General features: G+C 38.1%; 19 protein-coding genes and 2 pseudogenes. 3 read left to right on the top strand and 18 right to left on the bottom strand.

What is annotated here, in order from left to right:
• Nucleotides 1-10: 10 nt before the first annotated feature.
• The gene (gene rnc, locus MLC44_RS12970; protein WP_151899297.1) at nucleotides 11-694 is read left to right on the top strand and encodes a ribonuclease III; all 684 of its coding nucleotides are present in this window, start codon (nucleotides 11-13) and stop codon (nucleotides 692-694) included.
• The gene (aroC, locus tag MLC44_RS12965; protein WP_434657728.1) at nucleotides 691-1,764 is read left to right on the top strand and encodes a chorismate synthase; all 1,074 of its coding nucleotides are present in this window, start codon (nucleotides 691-693) and stop codon (nucleotides 1,762-1,764) included. Before rnc ends, aroC begins: the two co-directional genes overlap by 4 nt.
• A gap of 3 nt (nucleotides 1,765-1,767) precedes the next feature.
• Here aroC and MLC44_RS12960 read toward each other — a convergent pair whose 3' ends face one another.
• The 18 genes and pseudogenes from MLC44_RS12960 to MLC44_RS12875 all read right to left on the bottom strand — a co-directional run bounded on the left by MLC44_RS12960 (nucleotide 1,768) and on the right by MLC44_RS12875 (nucleotide 14,173).
• The gene (locus MLC44_RS12960) at nucleotides 1,768-2,508 is read right to left on the bottom strand and encodes a DUF4395 domain-containing protein (protein WP_193150735.1); all 741 of its coding nucleotides are present in this window, start codon (nucleotides 2,506-2,508) and stop codon (nucleotides 1,768-1,770) included.
• A gap of 22 nt (nucleotides 2,509-2,530) precedes the next feature.
• A complete protein-coding gene (locus MLC44_RS12955) occupies nucleotides 2,531-3,499 on the bottom strand; it encodes a hypothetical protein (protein ID WP_434657725.1) in 969 nt (322 codons plus the stop codon).
• A 91-nt stretch (nucleotides 3,500-3,590) separates the two neighbouring features.
• Nucleotides 3,591-4,034, bottom strand: a complete 444-nt coding sequence (locus MLC44_RS12950; RefSeq protein WP_151899301.1) for an MOSC domain-containing protein — start codon at nucleotides 4,032-4,034, stop codon at nucleotides 3,591-3,593.
• Nucleotides 4,035-4,131: 97 nt separating this feature from the next.
• The gene (soxZ, locus tag MLC44_RS12945) at nucleotides 4,132-4,446 is read right to left on the bottom strand and encodes a thiosulfate oxidation carrier complex protein SoxZ (RefSeq protein ID WP_434657722.1); all 315 of its coding nucleotides are present in this window, start codon (nucleotides 4,444-4,446) and stop codon (nucleotides 4,132-4,134) included.
• 48 nt (nucleotides 4,447-4,494) lie between these two features.
• Nucleotides 4,495-4,947, bottom strand: coding sequence for a thiosulfate oxidation carrier protein SoxY (locus MLC44_RS12940; protein WP_188110005.1), 453 nt, complete (start codon nucleotides 4,945-4,947; stop codon nucleotides 4,495-4,497).
• A gap of 17 nt (nucleotides 4,948-4,964) precedes the next feature.
• Nucleotides 4,965-6,122 carry a c-type cytochrome gene (locus tag MLC44_RS12935; protein ID WP_434657719.1) on the bottom strand — a complete coding sequence of 386 codons (1,158 nt, stop codon included), beginning with the start codon at nucleotides 6,120-6,122 and terminating at the stop codon, nucleotides 4,965-4,967.
• Nucleotides 6,122-6,469, bottom strand: coding sequence for a hypothetical protein (locus tag MLC44_RS12930; RefSeq protein WP_434657716.1), 348 nt, complete (start codon nucleotides 6,467-6,469; stop codon nucleotides 6,122-6,124). The genes MLC44_RS12935 and MLC44_RS12930 overlap by 1 nt, the downstream gene beginning before the upstream one ends.
• Before the next feature lie 6 nt (nucleotides 6,470-6,475).
• Nucleotides 6,476-7,498 (bottom strand): sulfite dehydrogenase, encoded by a 1,023-nt coding sequence (gene soxC / locus MLC44_RS12925; protein WP_434657713.1) that lies wholly within the window; start codon nucleotides 7,496-7,498, stop codon nucleotides 6,476-6,478.
• A gap of 277 nt (nucleotides 7,499-7,775) precedes the next feature.
• Nucleotides 7,776-8,045, bottom strand: coding sequence for a hypothetical protein (locus MLC44_RS12920; RefSeq protein WP_151899304.1), 270 nt, complete (start codon nucleotides 8,043-8,045; stop codon nucleotides 7,776-7,778).
• Complete coding sequence (locus MLC44_RS12915) at nucleotides 8,045-8,182, bottom strand: hypothetical protein (protein WP_188110006.1); 138 nt, start codon at nucleotides 8,180-8,182, stop codon at nucleotides 8,045-8,047. Before MLC44_RS12915 ends, MLC44_RS12920 begins: the two co-directional genes overlap by 1 nt.
• 3 nt (nucleotides 8,183-8,185) lie before the next feature.
• Entirely contained in the window at nucleotides 8,186-8,785 is a 600-nt protein-coding gene (locus MLC44_RS12910; protein ID WP_151899305.1) for a DUF2231 domain-containing protein, read from the bottom strand.
• Nucleotides 8,786-8,880: 95 nt separating this feature from the next.
• On the bottom strand, nucleotides 8,881-9,927 hold the full coding sequence (locus MLC44_RS12905; RefSeq protein ID WP_434657710.1) for a DUF6781 family protein: 1,047 nt from the start codon (nucleotides 9,925-9,927) through the stop codon (nucleotides 8,881-8,883).
• 9 nt (nucleotides 9,928-9,936) lie between these two features.
• Complete coding sequence (locus MLC44_RS12900; protein ID WP_151899307.1) at nucleotides 9,937-10,212, bottom strand: HP0495 family protein; 276 nt, start codon at nucleotides 10,210-10,212, stop codon at nucleotides 9,937-9,939.
• On the bottom strand, nucleotides 10,193-10,663 hold the full coding sequence (moaC, locus tag MLC44_RS12895) for a cyclic pyranopterin monophosphate synthase MoaC (protein ID WP_151899308.1): 471 nt from the start codon (nucleotides 10,661-10,663) through the stop codon (nucleotides 10,193-10,195). The genes MLC44_RS12900 and moaC overlap by 20 nt, the downstream gene beginning before the upstream one ends.
• Before the next feature lie 50 nt (nucleotides 10,664-10,713).
• Complete coding sequence (gene mobA / locus MLC44_RS12890) at nucleotides 10,714-11,274, bottom strand: molybdenum cofactor guanylyltransferase MobA (RefSeq protein ID WP_434658890.1); 561 nt, start codon at nucleotides 11,272-11,274, stop codon at nucleotides 10,714-10,716.
• Nucleotides 11,275-11,294: 20 nt separating this feature from the next.
• A pseudogene (locus tag MLC44_RS12885) lies at nucleotides 11,295-12,418 on the bottom strand (OmpA family protein).
• 31 nt (nucleotides 12,419-12,449) lie between these two features.
• A pseudogene (locus MLC44_RS12880) lies at nucleotides 12,450-13,708 on the bottom strand (3-isopropylmalate dehydratase large subunit).
• Between the two features lie 75 nt (nucleotides 13,709-13,783).
• Entirely contained in the window at nucleotides 13,784-14,173 is a 390-nt protein-coding gene (locus MLC44_RS12875) for a hypothetical protein (protein ID WP_434657705.1), read from the bottom strand.
• A 291-nt stretch (nucleotides 14,174-14,464) separates the two neighbouring features.
• On the opposite strand from MLC44_RS12875, the gene MLC44_RS12870 reads away from it, so the two are divergent.
• Entirely contained in the window at nucleotides 14,465-15,694 is a 1,230-nt protein-coding gene (locus MLC44_RS12870; protein ID WP_434657703.1) for a NifS family cysteine desulfurase, read from the top strand.
• The last annotated feature ends 216 nt before the right edge of the window (nucleotides 15,695-15,910 follow it).

Raw genomic sequence — 15,910 nt, 5'->3', positions numbered from 1 at the left:
GAAGGTATTTATGCATAAAAATATAAAGACATTGGAAGAAAAATTAGGATATGAGTTTCGTGACAAAAAGCTCATTATCGAAGCGCTGACACATAAAAGCTATAAGCAGCCCTACGATAATGAGCGATTGGAATTTTTGGGTGATGCCGTATTGGACCTTGTGGTCGGAGAGTATCTTTTTAAAAAGTTTCGGACATCTGATGAAGGAAAACTCTCCAAAATCCGAGCATCACTGGTCAATGAAACAGGTTTTGACAAACTGGCACGGGCTTTGAATCTGGGTGATTATATACTGCTTTCAAATGCTGAAGACAATAATGGCGGACGCGAAAAATCTTCTCTGCTTTCAAATGCTTTTGAAGCTATAATGGGTGCAATATATTTGGAAGCCGGTTTGGCAGAAGTACGAAGAATAGCCATTGATTTAATAGAAAAAAATCATGATGAGATCTCTTTGGATTCTTTGTTCCGTGATTTTAAAACAACACTTCAGGAATTGACACAGGCCCGCTTCGGGATAACGCCGGAGTATAAAGTTTTGGCATCACGTGGTCCTGATCATCAAAAAGAATTTGAAGTGGGTGTATTTATAGAAGACAAGGAGTATGCCAGAGCAAAGGGAAAGAGTAAAAAAATTGCACAACAAGAGGCAGCGAGAGTTGCTGTAGATATGTTAAATAAGGAAAAAAAGTGAACAGTTTTGGAATGAAATTACGATTTTCAACATTTGGTGAGTCTCACGGAAAAGCATTAGGCTGCCTTTTGGATGGTGTTCCGGCGGGCTTGAATATTGATGAAGAATATATTCAAAGTGAACTTGACAGAAGAAAACCCGGAAAGAGTAAATTTGAAACTGCCAGAAAAGAAGCAGACAAGGTTGAAATCTTAAGCGGTGTGTTTGAGGGAAAAAGTACAGGTACTCCAATTGCAATGGTTATATACAATACAAACCAAAAATCCAAAGACTATACAAATATAAAAGATGTGTTTCGTCCCGGGCATGCAGATTTTACCTATTTTCACAAATATGGTATACGAGACTACAGAGGCGGGGGGCGCAGTTCTGCGAGAGAGACTGCTGCAAGAGTAGCAGCAGGGGCTATTGCAAAACTAATGCTTCAAAAGCTTGGTATTACAGTGCTTAGCGGTATCAGTGAAGTTGCAGGCATACAGGCAGAAGATTTTAATTATGAAGGTGCGAAGAAAAGTGTAATTTATGCACTTGATGCCAATAAAGAAGAAGCACAAAAAGCAGCAATACTTAAAGCAAAAGAGGAGCATGATTCTGTCGGCGGTGTTTCGCGTGTAGTCATCAAAGGCACACCCGTAGGTTTGGGGCAGCCTCTTTACTATAAACTAGACGCTGTTTTAGCGGATGCTATGATGGGTATTAATGCTGTAAAAGCTGTTGAGATTGGAGATGGTGTATTGAGTGCCAAGGTACACGGTTCTCAAAACAATGATCAGATACGTGCAAATGGATTTGAATCCAATCATTCGGGTGGAATACTCGGTGGTATCAGTAACGGGGAAGATATAGTGCTTAATGTCTATTTTAAACCAACGCCATCTATTTTCAAAGAGCAGCATACTGTTACAACAGCAAATGAAGAAGTTGATTTTTCACTCAAAGGCAGGCATGATCCTTGTGTTGCTATTCGCGGTACTGTTGTATGTGAATCAATGGCCGCTTTGGTTATAGCTGATATGATACTGCTCAATATGGGTTCAAAAATGGATGGTGTCATTAAATATTATAAATAATATTTAAAAATCATCATCTCCAAATTCTTTTTCCATTGCTTTTTGATACTTTAATTCTTCTTCTTTTTGGAGTTGTTGTTTTGTTAAGACGGCTTCATGAAGAAACGCACCGAAAAATGTCTTTGGTTCTAATTTTGCCAAAGCAAGATAAATACCGCTGATAAGGGCAATGATTGTTATACCTGCTACTGCTTTTTGTATAGGATTAAATCTCTGTATAGGTTCTTTTATTCGCATTTCACAGGTTCCGCCCGGGCAGAGTGTTGGACTTTTTCTTGTTATAAACTTGTAAATCATACAGCCTACACATATCGAAAAAGCACTTTCGAGAAACATTAATGCAAGGCACAGTACACAGATGAGTACTTTGTAAAAAGTAATATCCCAGTTGAGAACAAACCATTGCATCATAGGCAAAGATATCAGCCAGCCAAGAGTCCAGGCAAAGCGTTTTTGGAGTCCGCCTACATATTCCGGTTTTTGATTTTGTACAGCCAGTTTTCCCAGCAGTAAAGAGGGCGAGTATTTGGGAGAAATCATCCTTGCTGTAAAGTCAATAAACAAAAATGTCAAGTAGACTCTTGCTACGATGACATGTCCAAATCCTATTCCTATAAAAATTACAAGCATTCCCAGCAAGCCAAGTATGCCAGCAGCAGCTCTTGCCTCACGCTCGTTAATGACGGTTACATCATAACCCGGAACTCTTTCTCCGTAGTCTAGTAAAAAACTTTTTAAATTCATAAAATACCTTTAGTTGTAATAATTATTCTGTCATTTCTTTTAAAATTTTGACAATCATCCCCTGGGCCTCTTTTAACGGACGGATAGATTCTTCGTCTTGTATGTCGAGTGTATTTATCCAGTTTTCAACACCCAAAAATCCCATATACATCTTTGATTCATTTTTTTTCTTGTAAAGATAAAAAGAACACGGTGCCCAGGCACCTGCTTCGGGATGAAGTTTTGAAACAGGGTATATTACATCAAATTTGCAAATGGAATATGTATGAAAAAAATCATATTCATGAAAATCGTAATCATCAAATATTTCTTCTTGCAGATTAGTATAGTTTGGAAACAAAAATCCCAAAGGTTCTAATTCGCCTTCAAATTCTGCTTCAAAATCTTCTATATAGTCTTCCATTGGCAGGTCGGTCTTTACTTCTGTGGCCATATCAATTGCAAATGATTTTTTTGGAAATTTTACAGTGTAATTTAAGTCTTTAAAATGTCCGTCTGGCATTGCTTTTTTCAGTCCTGTTTGTATCAAAGCAGCATATTTTATTAGATCCGGATCATTTTTCGGGATACCTGTCGCTCTTGACATTCCGTTGAGCGTCAAGGTTGCTATATTCATATTGCCGTCTCTGTCTTCCCAGATAGACATAGTTAAAGGTGTCAATGCACCAAATTTTGGATACTTCTTGATAATCTTATATGTAAGTTCGCTGTTTATATACATAGCAAGGTTGTAAGTTTTATAATGCACTTTACCAAATCTGGTTTTAAACGGCTTATTCATATCATTGTTTCCGGGAACACTCAGTCCAATGGCATCAAAAGCAGCTTCTATTGTTTTGGGAGTAACCTTTTTGTTTGTATTGTGTGTTGTAAAAACCTGCACATCCTGTGTTTGGGCAGGTTTGGAAGGTGTTACGGTAGATGTAGCATTACAGCCGTTAATAGACAGCGTTGCTAAAACAACCATTATCAGAGTGTATATCTTTTTCACTTAGTCTCCTTGAGTTTTCTATTGCATAATACGGATTAAATTTATACTGTGTAACTTTATCATTATTGTTATATAAATAATATTAATAGAGTCAAATACTTACTGTATCTCCGACTTTAATTACGCAAGGACCACTTATTATTTTTGCAAATATACCTCTGTCGTTTTTTAGCAGTTTAGGCAACTTTGGGTTTATGATGGACAAGCCTTTGCACAGAGTGCAGTTTTGTGTTATTTCCAATGTTGTATCACCTATTGTAAAGGTCTCCCCTGTATTTAAATGGTAGGGGTTGATATCAATTAAAATATTTTCGCCCAGTGCTCCGTCTGATAGGTTTATGTTTGTATCATATGCCATATTGTAGCTTTGGATAGAGGTAATTAAAATAGCTCTTTGATCATTTTTATTGTAAAATTTGTCATTTAGAATTCCGTGTTCGTCGGCATCTATATGAGAGGTGTTTATTCTTGTTTTATCTGTATCATTTTTTGTGATGAATAATTTCAGAACTTTACCCTGCAGGTTTTTCTTCATCTGTTTTTGCTCATTATTTGTATTTGTTGTAGTTGTTGTAAAAAATTGAGAGTATGAGAGCCAATGTAGTAATTGGCTCTTAAAAAAGAGGGTAAAATTATTTAATTTTACCTTTGCCTTTGTAAGTTTTACCTTTAAGGTCAACTGCTAACATTTCAACCTTATCACCTTTTTTACCAATTCCTTTAAATTGAAATTTGAAAATAGGATTTTTAGATAAGAATTGTGAAGTAGACATATCTAAAACAGTCTCACCATTGACTGTAGCAGTTAAATGAGTAACAAAGTTTGCGTTATCTCTGCTACCGGTTTTCTTTTCTGCCATATTGTAAGTCATCATTTGATGTTTAACCATTGCTTTAACTTTAACAACACCGCCTTTTAATTTTGCTTTTACTTTAATTCCAGCCATTGTATTTCCTTATTTATTTTATTTTTTTTGTATCAAAATGAGAAGGAATTATCCTTCACATCCACCAAGAGCAACATCAAGAGTTTTCTTAGCAGCGTATAGTTTGCCGTCTTTACCCTCAGCAACGATTGTTATCGTACCGGATTTAGCCATTTTGATTTTAATAGAATATTTGTTTACACTGTACTTGTTTGTTTCTACAACAAGTACTGCTGCTTCCGGATTTGCATCTTGAAATACAGAAATTGTTTTTACATCTTTGTCAGTTGAAAAATCAACCGGAATTGCACCACCGTTGCTTGCAACATCAGGAGCAGTAAGTTTCACACCTTCCATTGTTAATGCATTTGAACCATACATTGCTTTGATAGCATCATCAACAGTTTTTGCTGTCCATACAGTCGGTTTGAGTTTTCTGTAGTCTTCTGCTCTTACACTTGCCGGTACAACCGCTAACGCCAGTGCGCCTAAAGTCATGCTTAAAAATTTTCTTCTTTCCATCATTTTATCCTTTTTGTTTATTTACTTTGGTTGATAATATAGTCAACAACTGATTTGAATTGTTTGTCAGAGAGTGATGAACCGCCTTTAGGAGGCATTCCTGTATCAGTCCCTTTTAAACCATTTTCATATACTTTATCCATTCCTTTTACAAGCAACGGTGCCCATGCGGACTTCTCCCCAGGTGCTGGAGCAGCACCTGTGTCATGGCACATTGCGCAGTTTGCAGCATATGCTTTTTTCGCATCAAAACTGCTCTCTTCTTTCTCTTTTGGAAGATCTCTTACTGCAGACAAAGGCGGATGAAAGTCACTGATTCCGGCACCTTTTATATAAACAACTTCCGCAGTCGGTTCCTGGCAGTCTTTCATACATCTTGATGCAGGGTTTTTGACATCATATTTCTGTCCGCCAAAGTTTTTTGCATTTGCATAATACTTACGTACATTTTCAGGACCATTCGGACCAGCGATATCCGGTTCAAATCCGTCTCTGTTTGGCATTTTTATTTTTAGGAATTTTTCACGATTAAGTACATACTCATCATCAACTTCCACACCGTCTATTTCCATTTCATTGGCATTTAATATATATGCAACCAAAGCATATACTTCATCATCACTGAGACTGTCAGTCAACGGATGAGGCATCGCATCTTTGATGTACCACCATAGAGTACTTGCCTGTGGCCAGTATGTACCAAAAACACGTACTGGACCGTCAGTATCTGGTTTGATTCTTTGATTTGTTAATGTTTTATGCAATTCATAGGCATTTCCTTTGGATAAAGCAGGATAGCCACCGCCGCCTGAACCAAAGTCACCATGACACATGACACATTTTGCTTCATAAATATTTTCGCCTTCTTCTACACTTCCCTGACCTTCCGGTAAACCGGTACCGTCAGCCATGACATCAGAATTCCACTCATCATATTCCGCTTTTGTCGGAGTACGGCCATATTTTACATCTGCATTATGCGCATTTGTATTGACATAGTATGGTCCTGTTTTTCCGTTTACAACAGGATAGTCTACTCCACCGTCAATAGAAGCTTTTGTAGGCACATTTGAACCTGCAGGTGAAGCATTTTCCACACATGCAGAAAGTCCCAGTGACAATACAGCTGCAGTAGAAATTGAAATTAATAATTTTTTATTTAATGTAAACATCATTACGCTTTTCCTTCTATTACTAACTCGCCATTTGCTTTACGCCCTAATTGAGAACGTACTTCAACGTGAGTTATCTTTCCGTCTTTTTCAACTTTCCATGTTTCCACTGCATTTCTATGGTACACAGCTTCTACACCTACAGTAAGAATTTCCTGGTCAACTGTCGGTTGGATGTATCCTGCATCATCTCTGGCACGAGAAGTAAGGAAGAGTTCCTGTCCTTTTTTGTATGTATGCATATAGCTCCAGCGTGTCCAGCATTTAGGAAGAACCAAACCTTTGAGTTTTGCTTCAACATAATTTCTTCCACCGTCAAAAGAGAGATCCACACCTGTAATTGTTCCCATTCCGGACTATGCAAGACCTTCTATCTCTACTATGTCACCATCTTCCAGGTCTGTCCAGTCAATTTCCGGAGACGGAGAAGTTACTGTTGAGTTTACTTCATTTGCATAGAAGTGTTGGATGGCCTTTCCGGTTGGTTTCAAGACTGTGTATTTAGATGTTTCTTCTTTACAGTACCAAGGTTCACTTGCGAAGTCTAAACGTCTTAGCCATTTTACACAGAGATTGCCTTCCCAGCCCGGAACAAGTAAACGAATCGGATATCCTTGTTCAGGACGCAGTGCTTCACCATTTTGGCCCCATACAATCATGGCATCATCCCAGACTTTTTCCATTGGAATGGTTCGACCCATTTTTGAGGAGTCTCCGCCTTCTGCAAGCATCCACAGTGCCTCTTTTTTTACACCCAGGTCTTTGAGGATGTCTTTAATGTAAACACCTGTCCATTCTGCACAGGACATAAAGCCTTTTGCAAACTGTAAAGAGTTGTATTGTGGACCTCTCCATTCTTGACCGCCGTTTGCAGGACACTCAATAAAGTGAGTACGTGTTACACTTGGGTAGCGCTTCAGCTGCTTCATAGTAAGAACCAGAGGTTTTTCAACCAAACCGGTAATCATAAGTCTGTGCTCATTCGGGTCAATATGTGCCACACCACCGTGACAACGACTGAAAAAGAGGCCGTTTGGTGTGATGATTCCGCTTGACTCTTGTAAAGGCGTAACCGCAATAGATGCTCTGAAGTTACCCGAAGCAAGGAGCTTCGTGTATCTTCTTGTTACGTTATGCTCATACTTGGATGGCATTCCGTAAAGATTCTTTGTTACAGGATCTCCCCATTTTGTTCCCCACGGTGTAGGTTCTAAAATAGCGGGATCGCCTGCTTCTTCTGATGCCAGCAGAGAAGTTCCAGCAAGTGCAGTTACAGATAATGCAGCTGTTTTTCTGAAAAAGTCTCTTCTGCCAAGACTTGAGTCGTTACTGTTGTCAGTAGCAGACTCTACATCTTGTTGAGATTTTTTTATATCCACAATGTTCTCCTTGGTAAGTTGTTATTCTGTTTAATACTTTTAATATCTCATTAATTTCCAGGCAATACAAATAATTGCTGATTTGTATTATGCCATTGTATGCTTAAATTATAAATACATAGCAAAAGGTATTATACAAAAAAATGAGACAAAAATGTGATATTAGCACCTAAAATGCACTAATTGGTTACTTATTGAAACACTCTCCATATATAACTAAAAATAATATTTGTACAGGTTATTTTTGGAATAACATAAACTTATTAGATAATAAAAATTATTTTTCAACTATACCCAGCACAAGATAGGTTTCAGAGGCTTTGTCAATGAAAAACGGTATTATAAATCCCTGGTGCTCAAGGTCTTTTATGTTTTCATCATTAAAATAGACAGACTGCTTGTATTTTTGTGCTTTTGTCGGAATATTGATTATTACAGTATCCAAATACATTTTAAAGTTTTTTGTTGCCATAAAATCTTCTTTTGCGAATTTTTGCAAAATATCCTGTAGCTGTTTTTCAAACAGGTCAGTGCATAGTATTTGCATCATTTGGCCTTTTCGTTAAGCCAGTTTGAAAGTTTTTGTGTGCAAGGATAGAACTCTTTTACAGAGTTCTTGTCCTGTTTGTATTTTTCAAATGCTTTTTGCATCTTTTTTTTTGCATCTTCATTAATCTTTTGCATTATCTACTCGTCATCATCTTCTTCTTGGGTTTTTGGTGTATTGCCATAAATAGCATCCACTTCTTCTGAAAGTGAACTAATCTCATCTATTGCGTCTTCATAGGCTTCCACTTTTTCATCACAGTCCTCAGTGGCTTCAGCATTAGCTGTTGCTTCATGGAGAGAATCTTCTATCATATAGGCTTTAAAAGGCATACCGTAGTTGTAAACTATTTCTCCACCGTGTTTTCCTTGCAAAAGTGTTGTTGCTGTTGCTGCAAGTAAAAGAAGAATGGCCAATGCCTGCACAGCAAAGTTTTTCATTTTATATCCGACTATCTGCACCAATGCGATAATACCCGTTGCTATTGCCAGATACAGCCCAAGCTCTTTATGTTCCAGGAGTTCTTCTTTACCGGCTTTGCTCAGATAATCAAAAATTTCCGGTCCGGCCTGATTCCCTGTATACCAGGCTACTGTCATTGCAAGTGCTGCCGCAAGTGTCATTATAAGAGAAGTTTTCGACATCATTTCACTTTTGCTGTAAAGATAAACAAGTCCAAAAACTGAAGCAACTACAGGTAAAGCCATCGCAAAGTGTACGGTTGCAGGGTGTAACATCATAGTAAATCCTTTGTATTTGAGTTTAGAAAATTATATTAAAACATTCAAATTTATTTTTTAGTTAATTATAATAATAAATTATCTTAAGATGAAATTTATCTATCTTTTTTTTCCATCGCATCTTTGGCTGACTTTATTGCACTGCCAAGTGCTGCCCGGGCAACTTCCCATGCCTGTATGCCCATTTTTTTGGCTTCCTGTGCCTTTGGCGAATGCAGGGCACTGTCTGCTTTCTTGGCTGCAATTTTTGCAAAGGCAGAAAACTTTTCTTTGATAACTTCAGCTGTTTCTTTGGAGATAAGAATAAGCTCTTCGAGATCATAACGCATTTCTTTGTTAAGTTCGAGAAGGATTTTTTTAATGTATTGTGAACTTTGGGAAGCCTGCGTGATGATTATCTGTGAAAAAAGTGTATCTGTCTGATGCAAATCTTCTATGATAGTATCATAGTCTTCGATAAGTATATGTTTGGCTTCTACAGGCATAAATGCAACTCTTTGTTTAAATCTGTCAATAGATTTGATCAATCCGCTTCGCATACCTTTGAGTGTGGCAGAGAGAATCTCTTGGGCTCTTGTCGGTGTTGCTTCTGCAACTTCTATAGTCGTTGCAAGAATTGTGGAGAGGATTTTTCTCACACGTATTGTATTGAGAGAACCTTCTTTTATAGACTCAAAGGTAATATCTTTTATAACCTCTTTGATTGATTCGTTTACATCACCGTCTGTATCTTTTTCCAGTGCTGTAATAATGGCTGATTCCACCATTTCGCTGAGCATATCATACAGATCAATGGACTGCAGTTTGATTTGATGTAACATATGAACAGCTTTGTCATCTTTGAGTTGCTCTTCAATAGCATTGAAAACCTCATATTTTGCTATTTGCAGCTCTTCTGATTTTTTGTGCAAAGCTCTTTCGATGGCTTCTTTTTGTTCCAAAAGCTTTTCAACCTCTTCTTTCAAAGTATGTGTTTCTTCTTCAACAAAAGTATTTGTTAAGGCTTTCATCTCATCCAGTGAGATGTTTTTCAGATCTACTTTTGCATCGGACAATGCATGTCCGATTCTTTTTTCTATACTTTTAAATTTATGACTGTATGCTTCTTTGAGTTTTGTTTGCAGGGTTTGATTTTGATCCATGGGTTACTCCTAAAGTACCATTTTAATATCTTGATGATTTTTCAAAGCATCATATATAAATTTTCTGTCATCTTCGTTATGAACAAGTAAATCAAGGTTCATGCTGACATATTTGCCTGTTTTAGACTTGTTTGAGTCTGTAAGTTTGTGTGAGCGTTCATCAATGACCTCTTTTATGGCATTTTGCAGAGCCTCTTTCTCACTTGCAATGACTTTATAGCACCAGTTACAAGGATATTCAAGTTCCAATTGTTTGTCTTTGAGTTTATCGTTTAAAGTCTCCACTTTTTCCTCCTGATTTAGATTCAAGTTGAACATTCTGTATCACCATTCCTTTGTCGATAGCCTTTACCATGTCATAAATTGTCAAAAGCCCGATGCTGACTCCTGTTAATGCCTCCATCTCAACACCTGTCTGTCCTGTGAGTTTCGCAGTAACTGTAAGCTTAAATCCAGGAAGCTGTGTCAGTTCTTCTACCTCACAGTTTATGCCGCTTAAATTTAAAGGATGACACATAGGAATGAGTTCGCTGGTTTTTTTCGTCCCCATAATAGCTGCAATAACGGCTGTTTGCAATACAGGACCTTTTTTTGTTTTTTCGCTGACTATGGCATCGTAGGCATCTTGACTCATTTTTATGATACCGCTTGCTATTGCTACTCTTGTTGTATTGTTCTTATCACTTACGTCAACCATTTTAGGTCTTTGGTTTTCATCAAGATGCGTTAAATTCATTACTAAACTGCTCTCTGTTAAATTATTTTTACTATTATAGCAAAGTGCCGTTAATAATGCGTGAGAATTTCAAGAGCTTTTTGATAATCTTTAGGGTGATTCATATTTAAAAAGGGTTTTGAATCAGGAAAATAAACATAGCTTGTTTTGGAATTTTTTAAAAGAGAACCAAGTTTATGATTGTTTTCATGAAGCATCTGTAAAAATTTTGGTTGTAAATTTTTGGAGTAGATCCCGCATAAGGGCTGTACACCCTCATCTGTTTTGGCAATAACCGCATCAGAAGCAGAGTTGTCGGCAAGTATGATTTTTTCTATTTCTCTTTGGGAGACAAAGGGGGTGTCAACGCTCAAAACAAATATTTTTTCTGCACTGAGTGTATCAAATACTGTGACAAACCCAAGAGTAGGAGCGAAAACAGAAGAAACTTTTTTATCTTCTATGAAGTTCGCATCAAAAGAAAAAACTGATTTGTTTTTGCAGGAGATATAGACCTTTGTAAAAATTTTACCCAGTCTGACGTATTGGTACTCTGTCAGGGTACTGAAACCGGCAAAAGGGAGAAGCGATTTGTCCTCTCCCATTCTGCTGCTTTTGCCGCCTGCAAAGATAACACAGGAATATCGAACATTTAGTTGAGTGTTAAGTTTGCTTCAATCCGTCTGTTTTGTGCGCGACCTTCAGCTGTTTTATTACTTGCAATAGGGTTAAGCTCACCCATTCCTAGCGTTGTCAGTCTTGAAGCAGGTACTCCTTTTTGCACAAGAAGTTTTTTACTTCATCGGCTCTTTTTTGAGAAAGTTTTTTGTTATAAGCTTCGCTTCCTCTGCTATCAGTATAGCCGACTATCTCAGCACTGTAGTTTTTGTATTTTTTCAAAAAGTCTGCAAATGCGTCTATTTTTGCAAGAGATGTTTGCTTGACTGCATACGAATTGTTTTCAAAATGAATGTCTAAGTTAATCGTTTGAGGGCATCCATCTACATTTACCGGAGTTCCTGCAGGAGTGTTTGGACATTTGTCTAAAGAATTTTCTACTCCGTCATGGTCATCATCAAGAGAAATTTTGCAACCGTTTATATCAACTGTACTGTTTGGCGGAGTATTTGGACATTTGTCGAGGGCATCATAAATGCCGTCACCGTCACTATCCACTTCCGGTTTTTCTATGAGGATAACTTTTTCTTCGACAATTGTAACAACCTCAGGGATTGTTTGTGCTTTTTGTGCACCAAAAGAGTAAGTAAGACCGACAAGACCTACAAGGTTGCTGTCAGCATTTCCGGCATTGTTTGAAGCAATTTTTGCCATATAAATAGCTTCTAATTTAAGCGCCCAGTTTTGAGTAAAAGGGATTTTCACTCCTGCCCCTGCATCTAAAAACATACCGGTTTCATTATTTCTGTTTGTATCAGAAATATTTTCAATGCCTACACCCATTTTTGCAAAAGGGATGACGGTATGTGTTTTTTCAAAAGTATACACGCCATTAAAAGCACCACGGGTAATTTGTGTATCTCCACCTGACTTATAATCTACGCCGCGAGAATGAAATACTGAAAATTCCGGGCTTATTTTACTTTCTAAAGTATTGAATTGTACTTCAACGCCTCCTGTAAAATAGCCGTCATCTTTAATGCCAAGATTGCCTTCTGCGATATCGTATCCTATCATTGGAGAGATTTCGTATTTGTAATCGCTCGCTTGAATCAGTGTCCCTGCCAATAAAAGTGGTAGCAAAAATCTTTTTTTCATAAAATGTTCCTTATTTGTTATTAATATATCATTATCTCGGGTCTGTAATATACCCTGTAATTGCAGATGCCGCGGCAGCAACGGCTGAGTTGCCAGGTAACTTTGAAGAGCGGCTGCCCATACGACCGACAAAGTTTCTGTTTGTTGTGCTGATGGCTACTTCATTGTCCCCTAAAATACCCATGTATCCGCCGAGGCAGGCACCGCAAGTAGGATTGCTCACAACACCGCCGGCATCGACAATGATGTCGATATAGCCCAAATGGTTTGCTTCACGCAGGATTTTTTGTGTTCCCGGTGTGACAATGAGACGAACATCAGGATGGACTTTTTGTCCTTTGAGTATCTCAGCGGCTACTTTGAGGTCAGCAAGGCGGCCGTTTGTACAGCTTCCGATAAAAGCCTGGTCCACTTTGATTTTATCTTCGACCGCTTTTTTGACTGAGTGACCGTTTGACGGCAAGAAAGGATAGGCAATAACGGGGTCAAGGTTTGCAACATCAATCTCTAAAACCTGAACATACTGGGCATCTTCGTCAGAGTAGTGAATACGAGGCGCGCGGGCGAGGTTTTTGTCTGCCAAAAACTCTGCTGTAATCTCATCATAGGCTACGATACCGTTTTTTGCACCGGCTTCAATCGCCATATTGCACATAGAAAATCTGTCATCTATCGTAAGGTGCTTAATCGTACTTCCTGTAAATTCCAAGGTTTTGTACAGTGCACCGTCAACACCGATAAGACGAATAATTCCAGGATAATATCTTTTCCTGTTGTATATTTTCCGGGTTTGCCTGAGAGTACAACTTTGATAGATTCGGGTACTTTGAACCAGTTCCCTCCGGTAATCATAGCAAATGCAAGATCCGTTGAACCCATTCCTGTTGAAAATGCACCGAGTGCTCCGTGCGTACATGTATGCGAATCGGCACCGATGATAACATCACCCGGAACAATCAGTCCCTTTTCCGGCAATAAAGCATGCTCAATGCCCATATCCTTTTCATCAAAATAGTTTTTGAGTTGGTGTTTTTTTGCAAAATCGCGGGAAATTCTTGCCTGATTCGCTGATGCAATGTCTTTTGCCGGAATAAAGTGATCAAGAACGATAGAGAAACCGTCCGGATTTGCCAGTTTTTGTGCACCACTCTCTTCAAAAGCTTTGATAGAAATAGGTGTAGTAATATCGTTTCCGATAACCATATCAATATCGCAACGGATAATTTCACCCGCTTTGACTTCACGACCGATATGCTGTGAGAATATTTTTTCAGTTATAGTTTGCCCCATGATGGTTACCCTCTTATAATATAATTAATTTCGCGATTATAACATAAGAGATTTAAAGTGATATTTCAGGAGATGCTAGATTTGATATTTAATGGCTTTTTTAGTAAATTCGGTTGAACAAAAAAACAGAGCAATAAAAACAGGGTTAAATACGATAACATCATCTTCAAGCGTTTCAAAAACAGTAAAACTGAAACCTTCTCCGTCATTGGGATTTTGGGGAGTGATGACAAACTTCAAAGGTGCAAGTGCCCGCGACATGTTGATGATGTTCTTTTTTACTTTTGAATTTGTCCCGTGTAAGATATTGAAATCTTTTTCTTCAGCCTCTCTGTGCGCAACGAGAATATTTTGAATCAGATCTATTTTGTCTTTAAAAACTACTTTGTTCCATTTTATGATTGTATTGTTTGAAGCAATTTGGCAGTTCTTTTGCATAAGCGGATGCGGTTTTTTTGCACGCATGGCTTCAATGAGTGCAAGTAAATAGTTTACGCCACCTATATTTTGGCTGCTTTTGTTAAAAAAAGATGTAAAAACTCTTTTTTCTTTTGGTCTAGATTGTTAAAATTACACATTGTTTTTTCCTTCTTAATTTGTTATTATAACATTATTATTGGCTGTTTGAATTCTTAAACAAAATGTAAACTCAGTTTGGCTTAAGCAAATCATAATGACAAAACTATTATGATGTCAAAAGTAAAAGAAGACAAAAATAGTCTGATTTAAAATATAACCCAATTAAGAGGTAAAAATATGCAAGTTTATTTAGACAATAACGCTACTACAATGACGGACCCGCAGGTAGTAGAAGTAATGCAACCATTCTTTAGTGAAATTTACGGAAATCCCAATTCGCTTCACAAGTTTGGTACAGCATCACATCCATACCTGAGAAAAGCAATAGACCAGGTTTATACAGCACTCAATGCGAGTGACAATGATGATATCGTATTCACATCATGTGCAACAGAATCAAACAACTGGGTATTAAAGTCCATCTATTTTGACAAAATTGTCAATGGAGAAAAAGACCATATCATTACAACAGAAGTTGAACATCCTTCAGTGCTTGCTACATGCAGATGGCTGGAAGAGCAGGGCGTGAAAGTAACTTACCTTCCTGTCAATGAAGAGGGTATTGTTGAGTCACATACGGTAAAAAGCTTCATCACAGACAAAACCGCACTTGTAAGTGTTATGTGGGCTTCAAACGAAACAGGGATGATTTTCCCTATTAAAGAGATTGGTGAGATTTGTAAAGAAAAAGGGGTTCTTTTTCATTCGGATGCTGTTCAGGCAGTCGGAAAAATTCCTGTTGATTTACAAGATGTACATGTAGATTTTTTAAGTATGTCTGCGCATAAATTTCATGGACCAAAAGGTATCGGGGCACTTTATATTAAAGATTCACAGCCTTTGACTCCACTGTTTCACGGTGGAGAGCAGATGGGTCATCGTCGTTCGGGAACATTGAATGTTCCCTATATAGTAGGTATGGGAAAAGCTATCGAACTTGCTACAACAAACATTGAAGAGACAATGGCTTCTATTCGTGCAAAACGTGACAGACTTGAAGATGCACTTTTGGAACTCAGTGATACTTTTGTTGTCGGCAGCCGTGAAAACCGTACACCAAATACAATTCTTATTTCTATAAGAGGTGTTGAGGGTGAAGGGATGCTTTGGGACTTGAATAACGGTCAAATCGGGGCATCTACAGGTTCAGCATGTGCTTCTGAAGATTTGGAAGCGAACTCTGTTATGCTTGCAATCGGTGCTGACAATGAACTTGCACACACAGGTATCAGACTATCACTTTCGCGTTTTACAACAGATGAAGAGATAGACTACACCATAGAGCATTTTAAGAGTGCGGTGGCAAGACTTCGTGCTATATCGAGTTCGTTTGCAAAAGTTGCACCGACTCCGGGCGGCGAAGCGGGGAGTGTCATATTCCTCACCACATGGCACATTAATAAGTAAGTGGTGCCATGTTTTTCTCTATAAAATTCCGAGGGCGAATCCTCCCTACGGTCTGAGCCTCTTCATTTTACAGAGAAAAACATTAGGGTAAAGCAACGAGTTGCGCGAGCTTTGCATTGAGCAAAACCAAGTGTTAGCGTAGGGAAAAGAATCGAGGTACCCCTTGAGGGTATACTTCCTTTCCCGTAATAATAATGAAGGGTCGTCTTCATTTTA

The organism is Sulfurimonas sp. NW9 (assembly GCF_051132275.1).
Taxonomy (GTDB): Bacteria; Campylobacterota; Campylobacteria; order Campylobacterales; family Sulfurimonadaceae; genus Sulfurimonas; species Sulfurimonas hydrogeniphila.
This window is presented reverse-complemented; position numbering and strand designations above follow the sequence as displayed.

What these genes read in the sequence shown, in the direction of transcription:
- rnc (WP_151899297.1), top strand. Translation starts at nt 11, where the DNA reads ATGCATAAAAATATAAAGACATTGGAAGAAAAATTAGGATATGAGTTT.
- MLC44_RS12960 (WP_193150735.1), bottom strand. Translation starts at nt 2,508, where the DNA reads ATGAATTTAAAAAGTTTTTTACTAGACTACGGAGAAAGAGTTCCGGGT.
- MLC44_RS12950 (WP_151899301.1), bottom strand. Translation starts at nt 4,034, where the DNA reads ATGAAGAAAAACCTGCAGGGTAAAGTTCTGAAATTATTCATCACAAAA.
- soxZ (WP_434657722.1), bottom strand. Translation starts at nt 4,446, where the DNA reads ATGGCTGGAATTAAAGTAAAAGCAAAATTAAAAGGCGGTGTTGTTAAA.
- MLC44_RS12940 (WP_188110005.1), bottom strand. Translation starts at nt 4,947, where the DNA reads ATGGAAAGAAGAAAATTTTTAAGCATGACTTTAGGCGCACTGGCGTTA.
- MLC44_RS12935 (WP_434657719.1), bottom strand. Translation starts at nt 6,122, where the DNA reads ATGATGTTTACATTAAATAAAAAATTATTAATTTCAATTTCTACTGCA.
- MLC44_RS12930 (WP_434657716.1), bottom strand. Translation starts at nt 6,469, where the DNA reads ATGGGAACAATTACAGGTGTGGATCTCTCTTTTGACGGTGGAAGAAAT.
- MLC44_RS12920 (WP_151899304.1), bottom strand. Translation starts at nt 8,045, where the DNA reads ATGCAAATACTATGCACTGACCTGTTTGAAAAACAGCTACAGGATATT.
- MLC44_RS12915 (WP_188110006.1), bottom strand. Translation starts at nt 8,182, where the DNA reads ATGCAAAAGATTAATGAAGATGCAAAAAAAAAGATGCAAAAAGCATTT.
- MLC44_RS12910 (WP_151899305.1), bottom strand. Translation starts at nt 8,785, where the DNA reads ATGATGTTACACCCTGCAACCGTACACTTTGCGATGGCTTTACCTGTA.
- MLC44_RS12905 (WP_434657710.1), bottom strand. Translation starts at nt 9,927, where the DNA reads ATGGATCAAAATCAAACCCTGCAAACAAAACTCAAAGAAGCATACAGT.
- moaC (WP_151899308.1), bottom strand. Translation starts at nt 10,663, where the DNA reads ATGAATTTAACGCATCTTGATGAAAACCAAAGACCTAAAATGGTTGAC.
- MLC44_RS12875 (WP_434657705.1), bottom strand. Translation starts at nt 14,173, where the DNA reads ATGCGTGCAAAAAAACCGCATCCGCTTATGCAAAAGAACTGCCAAATT.
- MLC44_RS12870 (WP_434657703.1), top strand. Translation starts at nt 14,465, where the DNA reads ATGCAAGTTTATTTAGACAATAACGCTACTACAATGACGGACCCGCAG.